At 67.9% G+C, this 17,616-nt stretch carries 16 protein-coding genes; 13 read left to right on the top strand and 3 right to left on the bottom strand.

All coding sequences use genetic code 11. The features are described 5' to 3' along the window. Window positions 1-154 precede the first annotated feature (154 nt). The 3 genes from AC5P68_RS11955 (at window position 155) to AC5P68_RS11945 (ending at window position 4,973) form a co-directional block, all read left to right on the top strand. Window positions 155-2,380: a S9 family peptidase gene (locus tag AC5P68_RS11955; RefSeq protein ID WP_049453562.1), complete on the top strand. Its 2,226-nt coding sequence runs from the start codon at window positions 155-157 to the stop codon at window positions 2,378-2,380. Between the two features lie 25 nt (window positions 2,381-2,405). Further along, window positions 2,406-2,921: a cytochrome c oxidase assembly factor Coa1 family protein gene (locus AC5P68_RS11950; RefSeq protein WP_005414826.1), complete on the top strand. Its 516-nt coding sequence runs from the start codon at window positions 2,406-2,408 to the stop codon at window positions 2,919-2,921. 252 nt (window positions 2,922-3,173) lie between these two features. Next, window positions 3,174-4,973, top strand: a complete 1,800-nt coding sequence (locus AC5P68_RS11945; protein WP_495217053.1) for a DUF885 domain-containing protein — start codon at window positions 3,174-3,176, stop codon at window positions 4,971-4,973. Window positions 4,974-5,108: 135 nt separating this feature from the next. On the opposite strand, the gene AC5P68_RS11940 is transcribed toward AC5P68_RS11945, so the two are convergent. Beyond that, the gene (locus tag AC5P68_RS11940; protein ID WP_049453566.1) at window positions 5,109-5,573 is read right to left on the bottom strand and encodes a YbjQ family protein; all 465 of its coding nucleotides are present in this window, start codon (window positions 5,571-5,573) and stop codon (window positions 5,109-5,111) included. A 184-nt stretch (window positions 5,574-5,757) separates the two neighbouring features. Here AC5P68_RS11940 and AC5P68_RS11935 point away from each other — a divergent pair, with 184 nt between their 5' ends. The 4 genes from AC5P68_RS11935 to AC5P68_RS11920 all read left to right on the top strand — a co-directional run bounded on the left by AC5P68_RS11935 (window position 5,758) and on the right by AC5P68_RS11920 (window position 8,357). Continuing rightward, window positions 5,758-6,006, top strand: a complete 249-nt coding sequence (locus AC5P68_RS11935; RefSeq protein ID WP_005411548.1) for a hypothetical protein — start codon at window positions 5,758-5,760, stop codon at window positions 6,004-6,006. 122 nt (window positions 6,007-6,128) lie between these two features. Continuing rightward, a complete protein-coding gene (locus AC5P68_RS11930; protein WP_033833780.1) occupies window positions 6,129-7,046 on the top strand; it encodes a bestrophin family protein in 918 nt (305 codons plus the stop codon). 19 nt (window positions 7,047-7,065) lie between these two features. Further along, entirely contained in the window at window positions 7,066-8,055 is a 990-nt protein-coding gene (gene hemB / locus AC5P68_RS11925; protein ID WP_049403672.1) for a porphobilinogen synthase, read from the top strand. 32 nt (window positions 8,056-8,087) lie between these two features. After that, on the top strand, window positions 8,088-8,357 hold the full coding sequence (locus tag AC5P68_RS11920; RefSeq protein WP_005411545.1) for a hypothetical protein: 270 nt from the start codon (window positions 8,088-8,090) through the stop codon (window positions 8,355-8,357). A gap of 83 nt (window positions 8,358-8,440) precedes the next feature. Here AC5P68_RS11920 and AC5P68_RS11915 read toward each other — a convergent pair whose 3' ends face one another. Further along, the gene (locus AC5P68_RS11915; protein ID WP_049403673.1) at window positions 8,441-9,304 is read right to left on the bottom strand and encodes a TolB-like translocation protein; all 864 of its coding nucleotides are present in this window, start codon (window positions 9,302-9,304) and stop codon (window positions 8,441-8,443) included. Between the two features lie 48 nt (window positions 9,305-9,352). Here AC5P68_RS11915 and aroE point away from each other — a divergent pair, with 48 nt between their 5' ends. The 3 genes from aroE to dinG all read left to right on the top strand — a co-directional run bounded on the left by aroE (window position 9,353) and on the right by dinG (window position 12,825). After that, on the top strand, window positions 9,353-10,198 hold the full coding sequence (gene aroE / locus AC5P68_RS11910) for a shikimate dehydrogenase (RefSeq protein ID WP_033833778.1): 846 nt from the start codon (window positions 9,353-9,355) through the stop codon (window positions 10,196-10,198). 3 nt (window positions 10,199-10,201) lie between these two features. After that, window positions 10,202-10,555 carry a hypothetical protein gene (locus AC5P68_RS11905; RefSeq protein ID WP_005411542.1) on the top strand — a complete coding sequence of 118 codons (354 nt, stop codon included), beginning with the start codon at window positions 10,202-10,204 and terminating at the stop codon, window positions 10,553-10,555. Between the two features lie 167 nt (window positions 10,556-10,722). Then, window positions 10,723-12,825 carry an ATP-dependent DNA helicase DinG gene (gene dinG, locus AC5P68_RS11900; RefSeq protein WP_033833777.1) on the top strand — a complete coding sequence of 701 codons (2,103 nt, stop codon included), beginning with the start codon at window positions 10,723-10,725 and terminating at the stop codon, window positions 12,823-12,825. A 129-nt stretch (window positions 12,826-12,954) separates the two neighbouring features. Here the strand turns inward: dinG and ilvD are convergent, their stop codons facing one another. Beyond that, window positions 12,955-14,793: a dihydroxy-acid dehydratase gene (ilvD, locus tag AC5P68_RS11895; RefSeq protein WP_495217050.1), complete on the bottom strand. Its 1,839-nt coding sequence runs from the start codon at window positions 14,791-14,793 to the stop codon at window positions 12,955-12,957. 409 nt (window positions 14,794-15,202) lie between these two features. Here ilvD and AC5P68_RS11890 point away from each other — a divergent pair, with 409 nt between their 5' ends. From AC5P68_RS11890 to AC5P68_RS11880, 3 genes are read left to right on the top strand one after another with little or no spacing between them, the layout of a single operon-like run. Next, on the top strand, window positions 15,203-15,775 hold the full coding sequence (locus AC5P68_RS11890; RefSeq protein WP_005411539.1) for a DUF1190 domain-containing protein: 573 nt from the start codon (window positions 15,203-15,205) through the stop codon (window positions 15,773-15,775). A 7-nt stretch (window positions 15,776-15,782) separates the two neighbouring features. Further along, entirely contained in the window at window positions 15,783-16,961 is a 1,179-nt protein-coding gene (locus AC5P68_RS11885) for a glutathionylspermidine synthase family protein (RefSeq protein WP_012481554.1), read from the top strand. Continuing rightward, window positions 16,961-17,608: a hypothetical protein gene (locus AC5P68_RS11880; protein WP_231522481.1), complete on the top strand. Its 648-nt coding sequence runs from the start codon at window positions 16,961-16,963 to the stop codon at window positions 17,606-17,608. The genes AC5P68_RS11885 and AC5P68_RS11880 overlap by 1 nt, the downstream gene beginning before the upstream one ends. Window positions 17,609-17,616: the final 8 nt, after the last annotated feature.

Raw genomic sequence — 17,616 nt, 5'->3', positions numbered from 1 at the left:
GGGTCGGATCCCTTTGCAGCGCGAAGGGCTCCGACCCCAGCACCGCGGCATGGGCAGAAGGTCATGCTGCCTTCCCGCACAGGCTTGGTTAGGATGGGGGACGACCGCTCCGCGTCCATCGCGGGGGCGGACCTGCCGTTTGCCGGGATCCTCCATGCGCCACCTGTTCGCTTCGCTCGCCCTCATGCTCGCCACCAGTACCGCCGCCCACGCTGAAAAGCTGACCCTGGAAGCCATCACCGGCCCGTTGCCGTTGTCCGGCCCAACCCTGATGAAGCCGAAGGTGGCGCCCGACGGTTCGCAGGTCAGCTTCCTGCGCGGCAAGGACAGCGACCGCAACCAGCTGGACCTGTGGACCTACGACATCGACAGTGGCCAGACCCGGTTGCTGGTTGATTCCAAGGTGGTGCTGCCCGGCACCGAGACCCTCAGCGACGAGGAGAAGGCCCGCCGCGAGCGCCAGCGCATCGCCGCGATGACCGGCATCGTCGATTACCAGTGGTCGCCGGACGCGCAGCGCCTGCTGTTCCCGCTGGGCGGCGAGCTGTACCTGTACGACCTCAAGCAGCAGGGCCAGGCGGCGGTGCGCCAGCTGACCCATGGTGAAGGCTTCGCCACCGACGCCAAGCTGTCGCCCAAGGGCGGCTTCGTCAGCTTCATCCGCGGCCGCAACCTGTGGGTGATCGACCTGGCCAGCGGCAGGCAGCTGCAGCTGACCCGCGACGGCAGCACCACCATCGGCAACGGCGTTGCCGAGTTCGTCGCCGACGAGGAAATGGATCGCCACACCGGTTACTGGTGGGCGCCGGACGATTCGGCGATTGCCTTTGCCCGCATCGACGAATCCCCGGTACCGGTGCAGAAGCGCTACGAGGTCTATGCCGACCGCACCGATGTTATCGAACAGCGTTACCCGGCCGCCGGCGACGCCAACGTGCGCGTGCAGCTGGGCGTGATCGCACCGACCGCCGATGCGCAGCCGCGCTGGGTCGACCTCGGCAAGGAACAGGACATCTACCTGGCCCGCGTGGACTGGCGCGATGCGCAGCACCTGAGCTTCCAGCGCCAGTCGCGTGACCAGAAGCAGCTGGACCTGGTGGAAGTGGCACTTGACTCCAACCGCCAGCGCGTGCTCGCCCACGAAACCAGCCCGACCTGGGTGCCGCTGCACAACAGCCTGCGTTTCCTGGACGATGGCAGCGTGCTGTGGTCGTCCGAACGCACCGGCTTCCAGCACCTGTACCGCATCGACAGCAAGGGCAAGGCCACCGCGCTGACCCACGGCAACTGGCCGGTGGATGAGCTGCTGGCGGTCGATGAAAAGGCCGGCAAGGCCTACTTCCGCGCCGGCATCGAGACCTCGCGCGAAAGCCAGATCTACGCGGTGTCGCTGCAGGGCGGTGAGCCGCAGCGCCTGTCGAAGGCGCCGGGCATGCACAGCGCCAGCTTCGCCCGCAACGCCAGCGTCTACGTGGACAGCTGGTCCAACAGCACCACGCCGCCGCAGATCGAACTGTTCCGCGCCAATGGCGAGAAGATCGCCACCCTGCTCGAGAACGACCTGGCCGATCCCAAGCATCCGTATGCGCGCTACCGCGATGCGCAGCGCCCGGTGGAGTTCGGCACGTTGATGGCTGCCGACGGCAAGACCCCGCTGAACTACAGCCTGATCAAGCCGGCCGGCTTCGATCCGTCCAAGCGCTACCCGGTGGCCGTGTACGTCTATGGTGGCCCGGCCAGCCAGACCGTCACCGACAGCTGGCCCGGCCGTGGCGACCACCTGTTCAACCAGTACTTGGCCCAGCAGGGCTACGTGGTGTTCTCGCTGGACAACCGTGGCACCCCGCGCCGTGGCCGCGACTTCGGTGGTGCGCTGTATGGCAAGCAGGGCACGGTGGAAGTGACCGACCAGCTGCGCGGCGTGGCCTGGCTGAAGCAGCAGCCATGGGTGGACCCGGCGCGCATCGGCGTGCAGGGCTGGTCCAACGGCGGCTACATGACCCTGATGCTGCTGGCCAAGGCTTCGAACCAGTACGCCTGTGGCGTGGCCGGTGCGCCGGTGACCGACTGGGGCCTGTACGACAGCCATTACACCGAACGCTACATGGACCTGCCGGCGCGCAATGAAGCGGGTTACCGCGAAGCGCGCGTGCTGACCCATATCGATGGCCTGCGCTCGTCGCTGCTGCTGATCCACGGCATGGCCGACGACAACGTGTTGTTCACCAATTCGACCAGCCTGATGAGTGCGTTGCAGAAGCGTGCACAGCCGTTCGAGCTGATGACCTACCCGGGTGCCAAGCATGGCCTGTCCGGCGCCGATGCCCTGCATCGCTACCGCGTGGCCGAAGCCTTCCTGGGACGTTGCCTCAAGCCCTGATCCAGCAACGGGAAGGAGCCCGCCGATGACCCTGCCACCGCCGATTCCCGCCCATGACCCCGCATCCGCCGGTTGGTGGTGCCGCCACTGGCGCTGGGCGATGCCGTTGATGGTGGTGCTGGTGCTGGGTGGTGCAGGGGGTGTAGTGACCTGGAGCGTGCTGCGCTGGAGCGAGGCGGCACGCGAGAGCCCGCCGATGCGCGAGGCGCTGCGACGCGCGGGCTGCAGTATTGAACTGGTGGAAGCGTTCGGTGAGCCGTTGAACATCGAGTCGATGCCGCTGGGCAGCATGCAGACTGCGATCAACGGCCAGCGTGATGTCGGCCTGACCGTAGCCCTGGAAGGACCGCATGCGCACGGACGGTTGTTCGTGCAGGGTACCCGTCGCGATGACGTGTGGGACTACCCGGTGATGTACGTGTTGGGCGAGGACAAGCAGACCTTCGACCTGACGGCGCTGGACGACGACGAGGCCGCGCAGGAGTGCGAGCTGAAGGCCTGCCGTGATCGCGGCGAATGCCCGCTGACCGCCGTGCTCTGACCTCCGGGCGCAGGCGACTGCGGGACGCCGACTGGATAGAGTCGACCGGGTAGAGTCGACTGCCAGTCGACTGCTCTTCGATCAGACAGCGAAAACCCCCGCGCTGCGCGCGATGGTCGACTGACAGTCGACTCTACGCCCGCCAGCTTTCCGCGGAGCCCGGCTGCACAACCAGCCCGCCATGACTTCCCGCCGATTGTCGCCATTGCCGTGAGCGCGTAGGGTGCGGGCAACCCTTTGCTGGAGTGTCCCATGAAGCCGATTGCGCTCGCCGTTGCCCTGGCCCTGACTGCCGCACCGCTGCTGTCCGCACCACCGGCGCTGGCGGCACCCTCCGCCAAGGCCGCCACCCCGGCCAGCCCGGCCTGGGTCGCCCGCAGCAATGCGCTGGCGCAGATTCTGCTGGACGCCCAGGGCCCGTTCCAGCCGGAGGAAACCGGCTTCTTCGGCGTGCCCGGCTACGACGACAAGGTGGCCGATCTCGGCCCGGACAACGGCAAGCGCTACCGCGCTGCCATGGCCAAGGCACGCGACGAACTGAAGGCAAAGCTGGCCGTCGAGAAGGATCCCAATGTCCGCCAGGACCTGGAGATCATGATCCACGCCGCCAGCCAGAACATCGAAGGAAGCGAGCTCAACGAGAAGTACCTGCTGCCGTGGAGCGATGCGCCGCAGACCGTGTTCAGCGGCCTCAACCTGCTGCTGTCCGACCAGGTGCCGGCCGAGCGCCGGGCCAAGGCGCTCGACCGCCTCAAGGCCTATGCCGGCCTGCAACCGGGCGGCACCGCCTTCACCACGCTGGCGCGCCAGCGCTACGAGGAACGGCTGAAGGACAGCAGCCTGTTGCAGCCGACTAGGATCGAAGTGCAGCAGTCGCTGGACAACGTCGAGACCTACATCACCGGTATCGAGTCGCTGCTGAAGAAGTACCAGATTGCCGGCGCCGATGAGGCGATGAAGGCGCTGGCCGGGCAGATGAAGGACTACGCCGCCTGGACCCGCAAGGAGGTACTGCCGAAGGCACGTGCCGACGCACGCCTGCCGGCGCCGTTGTACGCCTACCAGCTCAAGCAGGTCGGCATCGACATCGACCCGAAGCTGCTGATGCAGCGCGCGCAGCTGGAGTTCATGGAAACCCGCTCGGCGATGCAGCAGCTGGCACCGCTGGTGGTGAAGGAGAAGGGGCTGAAGGTGGCCGACCCGAGCGATCCGGTGGCGGTGATCCGTGCGCTGAAGGCCGACAAGATCGCCGACGACCATCTGGAAGGCCACTACCGCAAGGTGATCGATGCGATCGATCCGCTGATCCGCGAGCACGCCATCGTCGACGTGCCCAAGCGCGCCATGCAGATGCGCCTGGGCTCGGCCGCCGAGAGCGCGGCCAGCCCGGCCCCGCACTTCCTGCCGGCCCCGCTGGTCAACAACACCGGGCAGCAGGGCACCTTCGTGCTGCCGCTGGGCAACCCGGCAGCGGGCCCGGGCGCGCAGTACGACGACTTCAACTTCGGTGCCGCAGCATGGACGCTGAGCGCGCATGAAGGCCGCCCCGGCCACGAGCTGCAGTTCACCGCGATGGTCGAGCGTGGTGTGTCGCTGGCACGCACCATGTTCGCGTTCAATTCGGTGAACGTGGAAGGCTGGGCGCTGTACGCCGAAGCCGAGATGGTGCCGTACGAGCCGTTGGACGGACAGATGATCGCCCTGCAGTTCCGCCTGCTGCGCGCCGCGCGCGCGATGCTCGACCCGATGCTCAACCTCGGCCTGACCGACCGTGCCAACGGCGAGCGCGTGCTGATGGAGCAGGTCGGCCTGTCCAAGGCGATGGCCACCCAGGAACTGGACCGCTACATGGTGCGGATGCCGGGCCAGGCCGGCAGCTACTTCTACGGCTACACCCGCATCCTGGAACTGCGCATGCAGACGGAACTGGCGCTGGGTGCGAAGTTCGACCGCCTGGCGTTCAACAACTTCCTGCTCGACCAGGGCCTGCTGCCGCCGGACCAGCTGGCTGACGCAGTGAACAAGGTGTTCGTGCCGAAGTACAAGCGCTGAGCATCACCGGGTAGTGCCGGCCGCTGGCCGGCAACCGGTGTGGGTAGATGCCGACCTTGGTCGGCGCTGTGGGGTCGTGCCAACCAAGGTTGGCACCCACCAGAGCGATGCGTCGGTTGCAGCGGTAGTGCCGCGTCACCGCTGCGGTTGCGGCGTGATCACCTGTGTCGGCAACCGCGCCGGCGGTGCCGGATTCGGCACCCAGATCGCGACGCCCGCGGCGCGCTTCTGCGTGGTCGGAATCCCGATGCCGACGCCGCCACCGACGTGCGAGCCGAACGTGCCCGCGCCCACCGACATGCCTACCGGCGACCCGCTGCTGCCCACGCCCATCAGCACCACGCCGTTGGCGCCCAGCGCTGCGGCTTCACGCTTCAGGCGGGCCACCGCGGCGTCGGTCTGGCCCTGGGTGCCGAAGCCGACGGCGGAAGACGATTCCAGCTGGGCGATTTCCTGGGAGCCGGCCGGTGGCGTCGAATAGATCTGCACCAGCGCCGGATCGATCGGTGCGCGCGCGCGGCCCAGCATCACCTTGGAGGTGCTGGCACAGCCGGCGGCGACCAGCAGCGTGGCCGCCAACGCGGCCCAACGGATGTTCATGGCACTTCCCCTGCAGGACTGGTTGCGATGATCGGCGGGCCACTCTGAATCGGCGCCAACACCCGGGCCAGGGCACGCACGACAGCACGCTAGCACGGGCCGGGTGACAGCCCCGCCAATGGCAGTAGGCGGCGGCAACGGGAACGATTATGGTGGGGCCAGGAACCAACTGCGGGAGAGCGGCATGGGTGTGATCAGTCTGTTGTGGGGCGTATTGGCGCTGTTGTGGATGATCCTGGCGTTGATTCCGCTGCTGGGCTGGGGCAACTGGTTCCTGATCCCGTTCGCTGCGGTCGGTGCGGTGATCGCCGCGCTGGGCATCCTGTTCACCCACCCGAGCAAGCGTGGCCGGGCGTGGGCCGGGTTGGTCCTGAACGGTATCGTGGTGGTGGTCGGCATCCTGCGTCTTGGCCTGGGCGGCGGCGTGGTCTGAGCCCGGTCCCGGGTGCGACAGGGCGTCGCAGGCACACGGCCGATGGCCGGGCGGGGGCGTACAATGAATGGCTGCGCGAGCCCCCCGCGTGCCTGTGAATCCGCGCCCCGCGCGGCTGCCCCATGATCATCCGACCCCGTCCCCACGGCTGGCAACTGCTGTACATCCTGCGCGGTTCGATCGTCAAAGCGATCGCGCCGAAGGTGCTGGCCATCCTGATCCTGTCCATCGCCGTGGCTGCGGTGGTCGAACTGGCGCCCCCCACCGGCATCGAACGCGTGTCGGTGACCCCGTTCACCCTGCTTGGCCTGGTGCTGTCGATCTTCCTCAGCTTCCGCAACAGCGCCTGCTACGACCGCTGGTGGGAAGGACGCAAGCTGTGGGGCCAGCTGATCTACGAATCGCGTTCGCTGGCGCGCCAGGTAAACCTGCTGCTGGCCGACGACGCGGGCCGTCGTCGTCGCGTCGCCTACCTCACCACCGCGTTCGCCCATGCGCTGGCGGCGCGACTGCGTGGTCGCATCGTCGCCCTGGCAGCACTGCCGTGGCTGGACAAGCGCCAGCGCGAACAGCTGGGCCAGCGCGAGAACGTGCCCGATGCACTGCTGGCGATGATCGCGGCCGAACTGGCGCATGCGCTGCGCGCCGGCCAGCTCGAGCCCATCCTCTACACCCAGCTGGAAGAGCGCCTGCACGCGATGTCGTCGATCCAGGCCGGCTGCGAGCGCATCCTCACCACGCCGCTGCCGTTCGCCTACACCCTGCTGCTGCACCGCTGCGCGTGGATGTTCTGCGTGCTGCTGCCGTTCGGCCTGGCCAGTTCGCTGGGCTGGGGCACGCCGGTGCTGTCGGCGGTGCTGGCCTATGCCTTCTTCGGCCTGGACCAGCTGGGCGAAGAAATGGAAGACCCCTTCGGCCTTGAGCCGAACGATCTGCCGCTGGACGCGCTGGTGCGCACGATCGAGATCGACCAGCTCGATGCGCTCGGCGAACGCCCGTTGCCCGAACCCCTGCTGCCGCAGGGCTACCTGTTGCAATAGCCACTCCTCGGAGCCTGCCATGTCCCACCCGCTGTACCGCCCGCGCCGCATGCGCCACGACGAGTTCTCGCGCCGCCTGATGCGCGAGAACACGCTGACCACCGACGACCTGATCTACCCGGTGTTCGTGCACGAACTGGCCGGCCGCGCCGCAGTGCCGTCGATGCCGGGCGTGGAGCGGCTGTCGATCGAAGAACTGCTGAAGGTGGCCGAAGAGGCGCTGGAGCTGGGCATTCCGGTGATCGACCTGTTCCCGGTGATCGACCCGTCGCTGAAATCGCTGGATGCATCGGCGGCGTGGGCCGAGGACGGCCTGGCGCAACGCGCGATCCGCGCGCTGAAGTCGCGCTTCCCGGAACTGGGGGTGATGACCGATGTGGCGCTGGACCCGTACACCACCCACGGCCAGGACGGCATCATCGACGACAAGGGCTATGTACTGAACGACATCACTGTCGAAGCGCTGGTCAAGCAGTCGGTGTCGCATGCCGAAGCCGGCGTCGACATCGTTTCGCCGTCGGACATGATGGATGGCCGCATCGGCGCGATCCGCCGTGCGCTGGATGCCGACAACCACGTCAACGTGCGCATCATGGCTTACTCGGCCAAGTACGCCTCGGCGTTCTACGGTCCGTTCCGTGATGCGGTGGGCAGCGCGGCCAGCCTCGGCAAGGCCGACAAGAAGACCTACCAGATGGACCCGGCCAACGGCGACGAGGCCCTGCGCGAGATCGCGCTGGACCTGGAAGAAGGCGCCGACATGGTGATGGTCAAGCCGGGCATGCCGTACCTGGACCTGGTGCGCCGGGTGAAGGAAAAATTCGGCGTGCCGACCTTCGCCTATCAGGTCAGTGGCGAGTACGCGATGATGAAGGCCGCCTTCGCCAACGGCTGGCTGGACGAGCGCGCCTGCGTGCTGGAGTCGCTGCTGGGCTTCAAGCGGGCCGGTGCCGATGGCGTGCTGACCTATTTCGCGCCGCAGGTGGCGCGATGGCTGCGCGAGCGCTGACAATAGCGCCACGATAGACGGAGGACTGCGCGATGGGACCCGAACTGGGATGGATGCAATGGCTGATCTGGGGCACCGGCACGCTGGTGTTCGGCGCCATCATCGTCGGTGTCTTCATCGCCGCCTGGCGCGCGGGCAAGCGCCCACCGGAGCAGCTCTCCGCCGCCCGCCACGTGGCCCGTGAGCAGGCCCTGCCGGACAGCGTGCAGGCCGAGCTGGCCGCGCTGAACCAGCGCAAGGACAATGGCCAGCTGAGCGAGATGGAGTACGAGCAGTTGCGCGCCAAGGTGTTGTCGCGCTGACGGGCAATGCCCGGGGTCGGATCCCTTTCCGCAGGAAAGGGCTCTGATCCCCTTCGCGGGCGCCATCCACGCGCGGCGTGGATCTACCGCACGCACCCGGCCACCGCCGCCACCTTCGGCACCGCCAACCGGTACACGTCCACGCCACCGGCACGCGGTGCCCTGGCCGCGCTGCTGGCCACCATCATTTCGCCTGGCTTGGCGTTGTCGATCACCGGCGCGCCGGTCCAGCCGCCGGTCTGGTTGAACGACAGTCCCAACGGTTGCAGGGGCGCGCCACTCCACGCGCAGCCGCTGCTCCACACCTGTGCGGTTGCGCCGTTGCCGCGGCTGAACACCACCGCGCCATCGTTACCCAGCCAGTCGCCGTCGGTCTCGTCGTCGGCGCTGTTCAACGCTGTCAATGCGGTGGCCGGGCCGCGCATGCCCTGCGCATCCAGCGTCGCCACGAACAGGTTCCAGCCGGCGCCACGGCCCTGTTGGCGGGCAAACAGCAGCCGCGTGCCGTCCGCGCTCAGGGCCGGCCCGCGCTCTTCGTGGCGTCCACCGTCGCCGGCCATGGGGTGCGCCTTGCCCAGCCGGCCATCTGCTTCCACCGCAGCCCGGTACAGCGCCAGCGCGCCTTCGCGGCCGGCGGCGAACAACAGCCAGCGGCCGTCGCGGCTGAAGTAGGGATCGCGGGCCTCGCCGGCCACGCCTACCGGCAGGGCCTGCGCCTGCTGCCAGCGGCCATCGACCACGCGCGCCTCCCACAGGCCCCAGCCGGCTTCGCCGCGGCGGGCGAAGACGATGCGCCGGCCATCGGCACTGATCGTGGCGCGGCCCTCGTCGGCGCGGGTCGAGACCACGCCCATGCCTTCGATGCCGTACTCGTTCAACGCCATCGCCACGGGGGCAGAGAGTAGACTGGCGGCAAGCACCAGCAGGGGCGGGGTGATGCGCATCATCCGGGTCCGTGCACGAAAGAGCATCAGTCTAGCCAGCTTGAGGATTCCATGACCGACCGTTACGCCGTCTTCGGACACCCCGTTGCCCACTCGAAGTCGCCGCAGATCCACGCGACGTTCGGTCGCCAGGAAGGCATCGCGGTGGATTACCGCGCGATCGACCTGGCCCCGGAGGCGTTCCTGGCCGGCCTGGAGGCCTTCGCCGCCGACGGCGGTGTCGGCGCCAACGTCACCTCGCCGCACAAGGAGGCCGCGTTCTCGGTGTGCACCACCCTGACCGCACGCGCGCGCCGCGCCGGTTCGGTCAACACGCTGCTGCGCAAGGGCGACCGCTGGCATGGCGACACCACCGACGGCATCGGCCTGGTGCGTGACCTGACCGACCGCCATGGCCTGGACCTGCGTGGCCGCCGCATGTTGCTGATCGGTGCCGGTGGCTCCGCGCGCAGCGTCGCCCCGGCGCTGCTTGATGCCGGCATCACCGAGCTGGTGGTGGTCAACCGCACACCGGAACGCGCCGATGAACTGATCGATGCGATGGGTGAGCCGGGTCGCGCGATCAGCCGCTACTGGGAAGACCTGCGTGATCTGGGTGACTTCGAACTGATCGTCAACGCCACCTCGGCCGGCCGCGACCGCGACGTCGAGTTCAAGCTGCCGCTGTCGCTGGTCAACTCGATGACCACCGCCGTCGACCTCAACTACGGCGAAGCGGCGATCGCCTTCCTGGCCTGGGCGCGCGCCGCAGAGTGCCGCAATACGGTCGATGGCCTGGGCATGCTGGTCGAGCAGGCCGCTGAGAGTTTCCTGCAGTGGCACGGTGTGCGCCCGCAGACCGACGAGGTCTACCAGTCGCTGCGCCAGGGCTCGGCCGTGCTGGCCGGCGAGGACTGATCGATGGACGGCACAACCCTGCTGGTCACGGTGCTGAGCATGGTGGGCGTGCGCCTGCCGGTGCTGATCGCGCTGTGCGTGGGCCTGGTCTGGGTGGTCGGCGCACCGCGCGATGCCACCCGCACCGGTGCCCTGGTCGGCCTGCTGCTGTTGCTGCTGGCCAGCCTCGGCGGCATGGCGGCGGGCATCCTGCCGATGTGGATGGTCCGCAGCGGTGATTTCAGTGCCGTGTCGAGCTTGAGTGCCATCCTCGGCGTGCTGCATTTCGCGCTGGCGATGGTCGAGGCCATCGGTGTGGTGCTGGTGGTGTGGGCGCTGGTGCGCCTGCTGCGTACCCGTACGCTCCCGGCCGCCTGACCGGTCGCGCCGGGCCATGCCCGGCGTATCTGCCCCTTGGATGGTCCGGCCATTGGACCGGGACCGCCAGCGGGCGTCGTCGCTGGCCCGTTCAGGGTCCCAGCGGCGGTGAATGCGGCCGGCCATGCGACAATGCCCGGCCTGATCCAGCTACGGTAATTCCCGGCGTGACCGAAACCGTCGCCGCTCCGCGCACCCTCGATGACACCTTGAAGGACGCGATCCGCAAGGCGTACACGACGCTGCAGGCCAATACCCCCGGCTTCTCCACCCGTCGCTCGCAGAGCCAGATGATCGGCGTGGTGTCGCGTGCGCTGTCGAAAAGTGGTGGCGTCGGCGTGGTCGAGGCGCCCACCGGCGTCGGCAAGAGCCTGGGCTACCTCACCGCAGGCGTGCCGATCGCATTGGCCAGCAAGAAGAAGCTGGTGATCAGCACCGGCACCGTGGCGCTGCAGTCGCAGCTGGTCGAGCGCGATATCCCGAATTTCCTGAAAGCCACCGGCCTGGAGGCGACCGTGGCGCTGGCCAAGGGCCGTACCCGCTACCTGTGCACGCGCAATGCCGCCGAGGCGCAGGGCGAGGGCTCGCAGGGCGGCATGTTCGAGGACGACGCGCCCTTGTTCGACCGGCCACTGGCGCCGATCGAGATGGACATCGCCAAGCGCCTGACCGATGCCTTCACCGGCGGCAGCTGGGATGGCGACATCGACAACGCACCGGAGACGATCAGCCCCGGCCTGCGCAGCCGCATCACCACGCCGGCTTCGGGCTGCGCCGGGCGCCGTTGTGCCTATTCGGCGCAGTGTGCGGTGCTGCGTTCGCGCAACACCGTGCGCGATGCGCAGATCGTGGTCACCAACCACGCGCTGCTGCTGTCGGCGCTGTCGATCGGCGACAGCGACAACGGCCAGCCGTTGATCGCACCGCCGTCGGACATGCTGCTGGTGCTGGACGAAGGCCATCACATCGGCAACGTGGCGATCGACCAGGGCGCGGCCAGCCTGGCGCTGGACGAGATGGCCAAACGCACCGGTCGCCTGCAGATCCTGATCGCCGGCGCCTACCGCGCGGTCGACAAGGATCGCCTCGGCAACCTGCTGCCGAACGAAGCGATCGAGGTGGCCAGCAACGTGGCCAAGCAGCTGCGCGCGTTCCGCGATCATATCGAGCGCGTGTGGATGCCGGCGCCGGCGGACGAAGAGCCGATGTGGCGCGCGGCCAATGGGCGACTGCCCGAGGCCTGGCGCGAGCCGATCGAAGCACTGGCTGACGATACCCGCAGCCTCTACAACTGGGCGCACGCCGCCACCGCCCAGGTAGCCAAGGGCAAGCCGGACGATGCCGCGCGCGAGCGCCTGCAGCGCAACCTGGGCATGGCGCTGGAGATGATCGAGCAGCAGTACAACCTGTGGCAGGCCTGGCGCCGCGAAGACAAGGACGGTGCGCCGCCGATGGCGCGCTGGGTCACCGCCACCCGCGACGGCGATCTGGTGCTGCACGGCTCGCCGGTGTCGGCCGCGCACGTGCTGCGCAAGCTGCTGTGGGATGAAGTGGACTCGGTGGTGATGACCTCGGCGACGTTGACCGGTGGCGGCGATTTCCAGTCGCTGGCGATCGACAACGGCATCCCCGAAGAGGCCGAGATGGTCTCGCTGTCGTCACCGTTCGACCTGCCCAACCAGGCCGAACTGATCGTGCCGAAGTTCCCGGTCACTCCGGACGACCGCGAAGGCCATCCGCGCGAAGTGGCGCGCTACCTCGACACCGAGCTGGACTGGGCCAAAGGCTCGATGGTGCTGTTCACCTCGCGCTGGAAGATGGAGAAGGTGGCCGGGCTGATGTCGGCCGCGCGCCGCAAGCAGGTGCTGGTTCAGGGCGAGATGTCCAAGACCCGCCTGATCGACGAGCACCTGCGCCGCGTGGCCGCAGGCGAGGGTTCCGTGCTGTTCGGGCTGAATTCGTTCGGCGAAGGTCTCGACCTGCCCGGTGAAGCCTGCACCACGGTGGTGATCACCCAGGTGCCGTTCGCGGTGCCGACCGATCCGCAGACCGCCACCCTCAGCGAATGGTTCGAGGGGCGTGGGCTGAATGCCTTCAATCTGATCGCCATTCCGCATGCGTTGCGCACGCTGACCCAGTTCGCAGGCCGCCTGATCCGCACTTCCACCGACACCGGCCGCGTGATCATCCTCGATTCGCGGCTGCTGACCCGCCGCTACGGCAAGCGCATCATCGACGCGCTGCCACCGTTCAAGCGTGTGATCGGCTGACCGGTAGTGCCGGCCGCTGGCCGGCAAAAAGGGGACGGAGGGGATTAAGTCGATTTAGGCACAAACGACTTAATTCCCTCAGCCCCTTTTCCCAGATGCCGGCCAGCGGCCGGCACTACCGTATGGCGGTCAATCGCCCAGAAGCGCGGTGTTGCGTACGGCACCCTTGTCGGCGCTGGTGGCCAGCAGTGCATAAGCCTTCAGCGCGCTGGTGACCTTGCGTGGGCGCGGTGCGCGCGGCTTCCAACCACGCGCATCGGCGTCGCTGCGGCGCTGGGTCAGCGTGGTCTCATCCAGCAGCAGGTCGATGCGGCGGGCCGGAATGTCGATGCGGATGCGGTCGCCATCTTCCACCAGGCCGATGACACCCCCGCTGGCGGCTTCCGGCGAGACATGGCCGATCGACAGGCCGGAGGTGCCGCCGGAGAAGCGGCCGTCGGTGAGCAGTGCGCACTGCTTGCCCAGTCCCTTCGACTTCAGATAGCTGGTCGGGTACAGCATTTCCTGCATGCCGGGGCCGCCCTTCGGGCCTTCGTAGCGGATCACCACCACCTCGCCCGGCTGCACTTCGTCGGCGAGGATGCCAGCGACGGCGGCGTCCTGGCTTTCATAGACGCGCGCGGGGCCTTCGAACACATGGATCGACTCGTCCACGCCGGCGGTCTTCACCACGCAGCCATCCACGGCCAGGTTGCCGCGCAGCACGGCCAGCCCACCTTCCAGCGAATACGCATGCTGCAGTGAGCGGATGCAGCCCCCGGCGCGGTCTACGTCCAGCGTCGGCCAGCGCGTGGCCTGGCTGAAGGCTTCCTGGGTGGGGATGCCGGCCGGGCCAGCCTTGAAGAACGTATGCAGGGTGTCGTTGTCACTGCGCACCACGTCCCAGCGTTCCAGCGCGTCGGCCAGGCTGGCGCTGTGCACGGTCGGCACCGTGGTTTCGAGCAGGCCGGCGCGGTCCAGCTCACCGAGGATGCCGAACACACCGCCGGCGCGATGCACGTCCTCGATGTGGTACTTCGGCGTATTCGGCGCCACTTTGCACAGCTGCGGTACGCGCCGCGACAGCGCGTCGATGTGGGTCAGGTTGAAGTCGACCTCCGCTTCCTGCGCGGCGGCCAGCAGGTGCAGGATGGTGTTGGTGGAGCCGCCCATGGCGATGTCGAGGGTCATCGCATTGGCAAACGCCGCCTGGGTGGCGATGCCGCGCGGCAGCGCGCTCGGGTCTTCGCCGCCATACCAGCGATGGCAGAGTTCGACGATCAGGCGGCCGGCGCGGCGGAACAGCGCCTCACGGTCGGCATGGGTGGCCAGCGTGGTGCCGTTGCCCGGCAGCGACAGGCCCAGTGCTTCGGTCAGGCAGTTCATCGAGTTGGCGGTGAACATGCCCGAGCAGGAGCCGCAGGTGGGGCAGGCACTGCGTTCGAACGCTGCCACCTTCTCGTCGGAAGCGCTGTCATCGGCAGCCACCACCATCGCATCGACCAGGTCCAGCTTGTGCTCGGACAGCTTGGTCTTGCCCGCTTCCATCGGTCCGCCGGAAACGAACACCACCGGGATGTTCAGGCGCAGCGCTGCCATCAGCATGCCGGGGGTGATCTTGTCGCAGTTGCTGATGCACACCAGCGCGTCGGCGCAGTGCGCGTTGACCATGTACTCCACGGCGTCGGCGATGATCTCGCGGCTGGGCAGCGAATACAGCATGCCGTCGTGGCCCATCGCGATGCCGTCGTCCACGGCGATGGTGTTGAATTCCTTGGCGACGCCGCCGACCTGCTCGATCTCGCGCGCGACCAGCTGGCCGAGGTCCTTCAGGTGCACGTGGCCGGGCACGAACTGGGTGAAGGAGTTGGCGATGGCGATGATCGGCTTGTGGAAGTCGCCGTCCTTCATGCCGGTGGCACGCCACAGGGCGCGGGCGCCGGCCATGTTGCGGCCGGCGGTGGAGGTGCGGGAACGGTATTCGGGCATGGCTGGCGGAACGGGCGGGCCGTACGACGTGGGGGTCAGCCGATCATGGCCAATTTTTTCGGTTGCTGCTGCAACCACCTTCACCGCTTGCAGCGGCTTGGTGGTCCGCGCATTTCCCCTTATCCCCGCGCCTTCGGCGCGCCCCCCTTGAACAACAAGGGGGCTTCTTGCCGGAGACTTGGCTGCGCGCGCCGGGCATGACCGGGCGCCGCGGGATGTGTGCCAACCAAGGTTGGCACCTACCAGAGCGGTGCGTCGCCTGGGGTCGGATCCCATCGCGGCGCGATGGGCTCTGACCCCAATGCCGACGAAAATGAAAGTCCGTTCATCTTTCGGACTTTGCCGATTCCGGTTGCTGGCCCGGATTTGGCATCATTGGGGCATTGATCCGTCGACAGGGCATGAGGCCATGAAACGTTCCCGCACCACCGCGCTGCTGCTGATGAGCGCCGCGCCGCTGCTGTTCACCGCCTGCCAGAAGGAGCCGGAGGTGAAGGTGCAGGAAGGCCTGTACACGTCGGTCGAGGCCTGCACCGAGGCCACCGGCGATCCGTCGTCGTGCCGCAATGCCTTCGCCGAAGCGCAGAAGCAGGCCGCCGATGCGGCGCCGAAGTACGCCAGCAGGGAAGCCTGCGAGAAGGATTACAAGCCGGAGCAGTGCGTGCAGCAGCACACCTCGGCCGGTACCTCGTTCATCGGCCCGATGATGATGGGCTTCTTCATGTCGCAGATGCTGAGTAACCGCGGAGGCCTGGCACCGCAGGCACCGGCGTCGGCGCCGGCCTACCAGGACAAGAACGCGGGTTGGGCGCGCCCGGCACCGGGTGGCACTGGTGGCCTGAACACCGCCAGCGGCATCGGCGCGGGCAAGGCCGGCCTGGCCCCGGTCACCAGCGAACCGAACCGTGCGGTCACTGCCAGCCGTGGTGGCTTCGGCAACACCAGCGCGCGCCGCAGCAGCAGCGGCAGCTACGGCGGCTGATCGACCCATGCAGCGCATCCGGATTGCCGAGCGTGCCCAATGGCGGGCGCGCGCGGAAGAGGCGGGTTTCCGCTTCCACACCATCGACGGCCAGCCGTACTGGGACGAAAGCGCGTACTACGCGTTCACCCTGCGCCAGATCGAGCAGGACATCGAAGACCCCAGCGCCGAGCTGCACCAGATGGCGCTGGACCTGGTCGGCGATGTCATCGCCAGCGAACGGCTGATGGACCAGCTGGCGATTCCGTCGCATTACCGCGACTGGATCGCCGACAGCTGGCGCCAGCGCCAGCCGCATCTGTACGGTCGCCTGGACCTGGCCTACGACGGTACCGGTCCGGCCAAGCTGTACGAACTGAACTACGACACGCCGACCTCGCTGTTCGAGGCCAGCTTCTTCCAATGGCAGTGGCTGGAAGACCAGCGCAACGCCGGTCGCCTGCCGCAGCACGCCGACCAGTTCAACGCGATCCACGAAACGCTGGTCGAGCGTTTCGGCGAACTGGCCACGCAGCTGCCGCCGCCGCTGTATTTCAGTGCCGTGGGCAGCTCCGAAGAAGACCGCGGCACCGTCGACTATCTGCGCGACTGTGCATCGCAGGCCGGCCTGCATGGCCAGGCCATCGCCATCGAGGACATTGGCCTGTCCGAGGACGGCCGCTTCACCGCGCTGGACGATTCGGTGATCGGCACGCTGTTCAAGCTGTACCCGCTGGAAGACCTGATGGCCGAGGAATTCGGTCGCGCGCTGCCCGGTTCGGGCGTGCAGCTGCTGGAGCCGGCGTGGAAGGCGGTGTTGAGCAACAAGGGCATCCTGCCGCTGCTGTGGCAGCGTAACGTGGGCCATCCGAACCTGCTGGAAGCGCATTTCGATGACGGCAGCACGCTGGCGTCGGGCTGGGTGCGCAAGCCGCTGTTCTCGCGCGAAGGCGCGAACATCGAGATGCATCTGGCCGATGGCAGCACCCAGCGCAGCGACGGTCCCTACGATGGCCCGGCGATCATCCAGCGCGCCCATCCGCTCACCCGCTTCGAAGGCGGCTATCCGCTGATCGGCAGCTGGGTGGTGGGTGACCACGCCTGCGGCATTGGCATCCGCGAGGACGACAGCGCGATCACCCGTGACAGTGCGCGCTTCGTGCCGCATGCGATCGTTGACGAGGCGCCGACGCGGATCTACGTCTGATGACGGTGCGGCGTTGGCCTGGCCGGCATGGGCGTCCCACGCCCGTGCCGGGCCGGCATTTCGATGACGGGCGCAGCCTGCAGGCCTTCGCGGACCGCGTCGCGGTGCGTTGCCATCGCTGCGATACCCCCGGCTGGGTGGTCGCCAGCTGGAAACCCTACCGGTGGACCGCGCGATTCCGCTGCACCGGCTGCAGTTCTGCACTGGACAGTGGTGACTGGGTCGGTGCGGTCTACATGCTGGGCCGCCAACCTTGTGGATTCTGTGGGCATCAGTGGCTGCACGTGCGTCGTCGGGTTCCCGCTGGCATCCCTGCGCCGGCGTCCTTCGCTGCTCGATGTGCGCAATGTGATCGCAGTACCGATGTTTCGGTCTCGGTGCGTCCGTTGCGTGATGCCGAGCCTGCCGATCCGCACTTCGGATTGCCGCTGTGCCTGGTCGAACCGACCCGCGCAGGCCTGCTCTGGGCCTATAACGCTGAACATCTGCAGGCATTGCACGAGTACGCGAGCGCGACATTGCGCGAAAGCCGCGGCCATCACCGATCCATGTTCTCGCGCCTGCCGCAGTGGATGAAGCTGGCCCGCAATCGGGTGTTGCTGCAGCGCGCGGTGGAGCGATTGCAGCGGCGATTTTTGCAGGGGTAGTGCCGGCC

The organism is Stenotrophomonas sp. YJH_SMC_58 (assembly GCF_059369635.1).
Note: the sequence above shows the minus strand (reverse complement) of the source record. Positions and strands in the feature narration are given on the sequence as shown.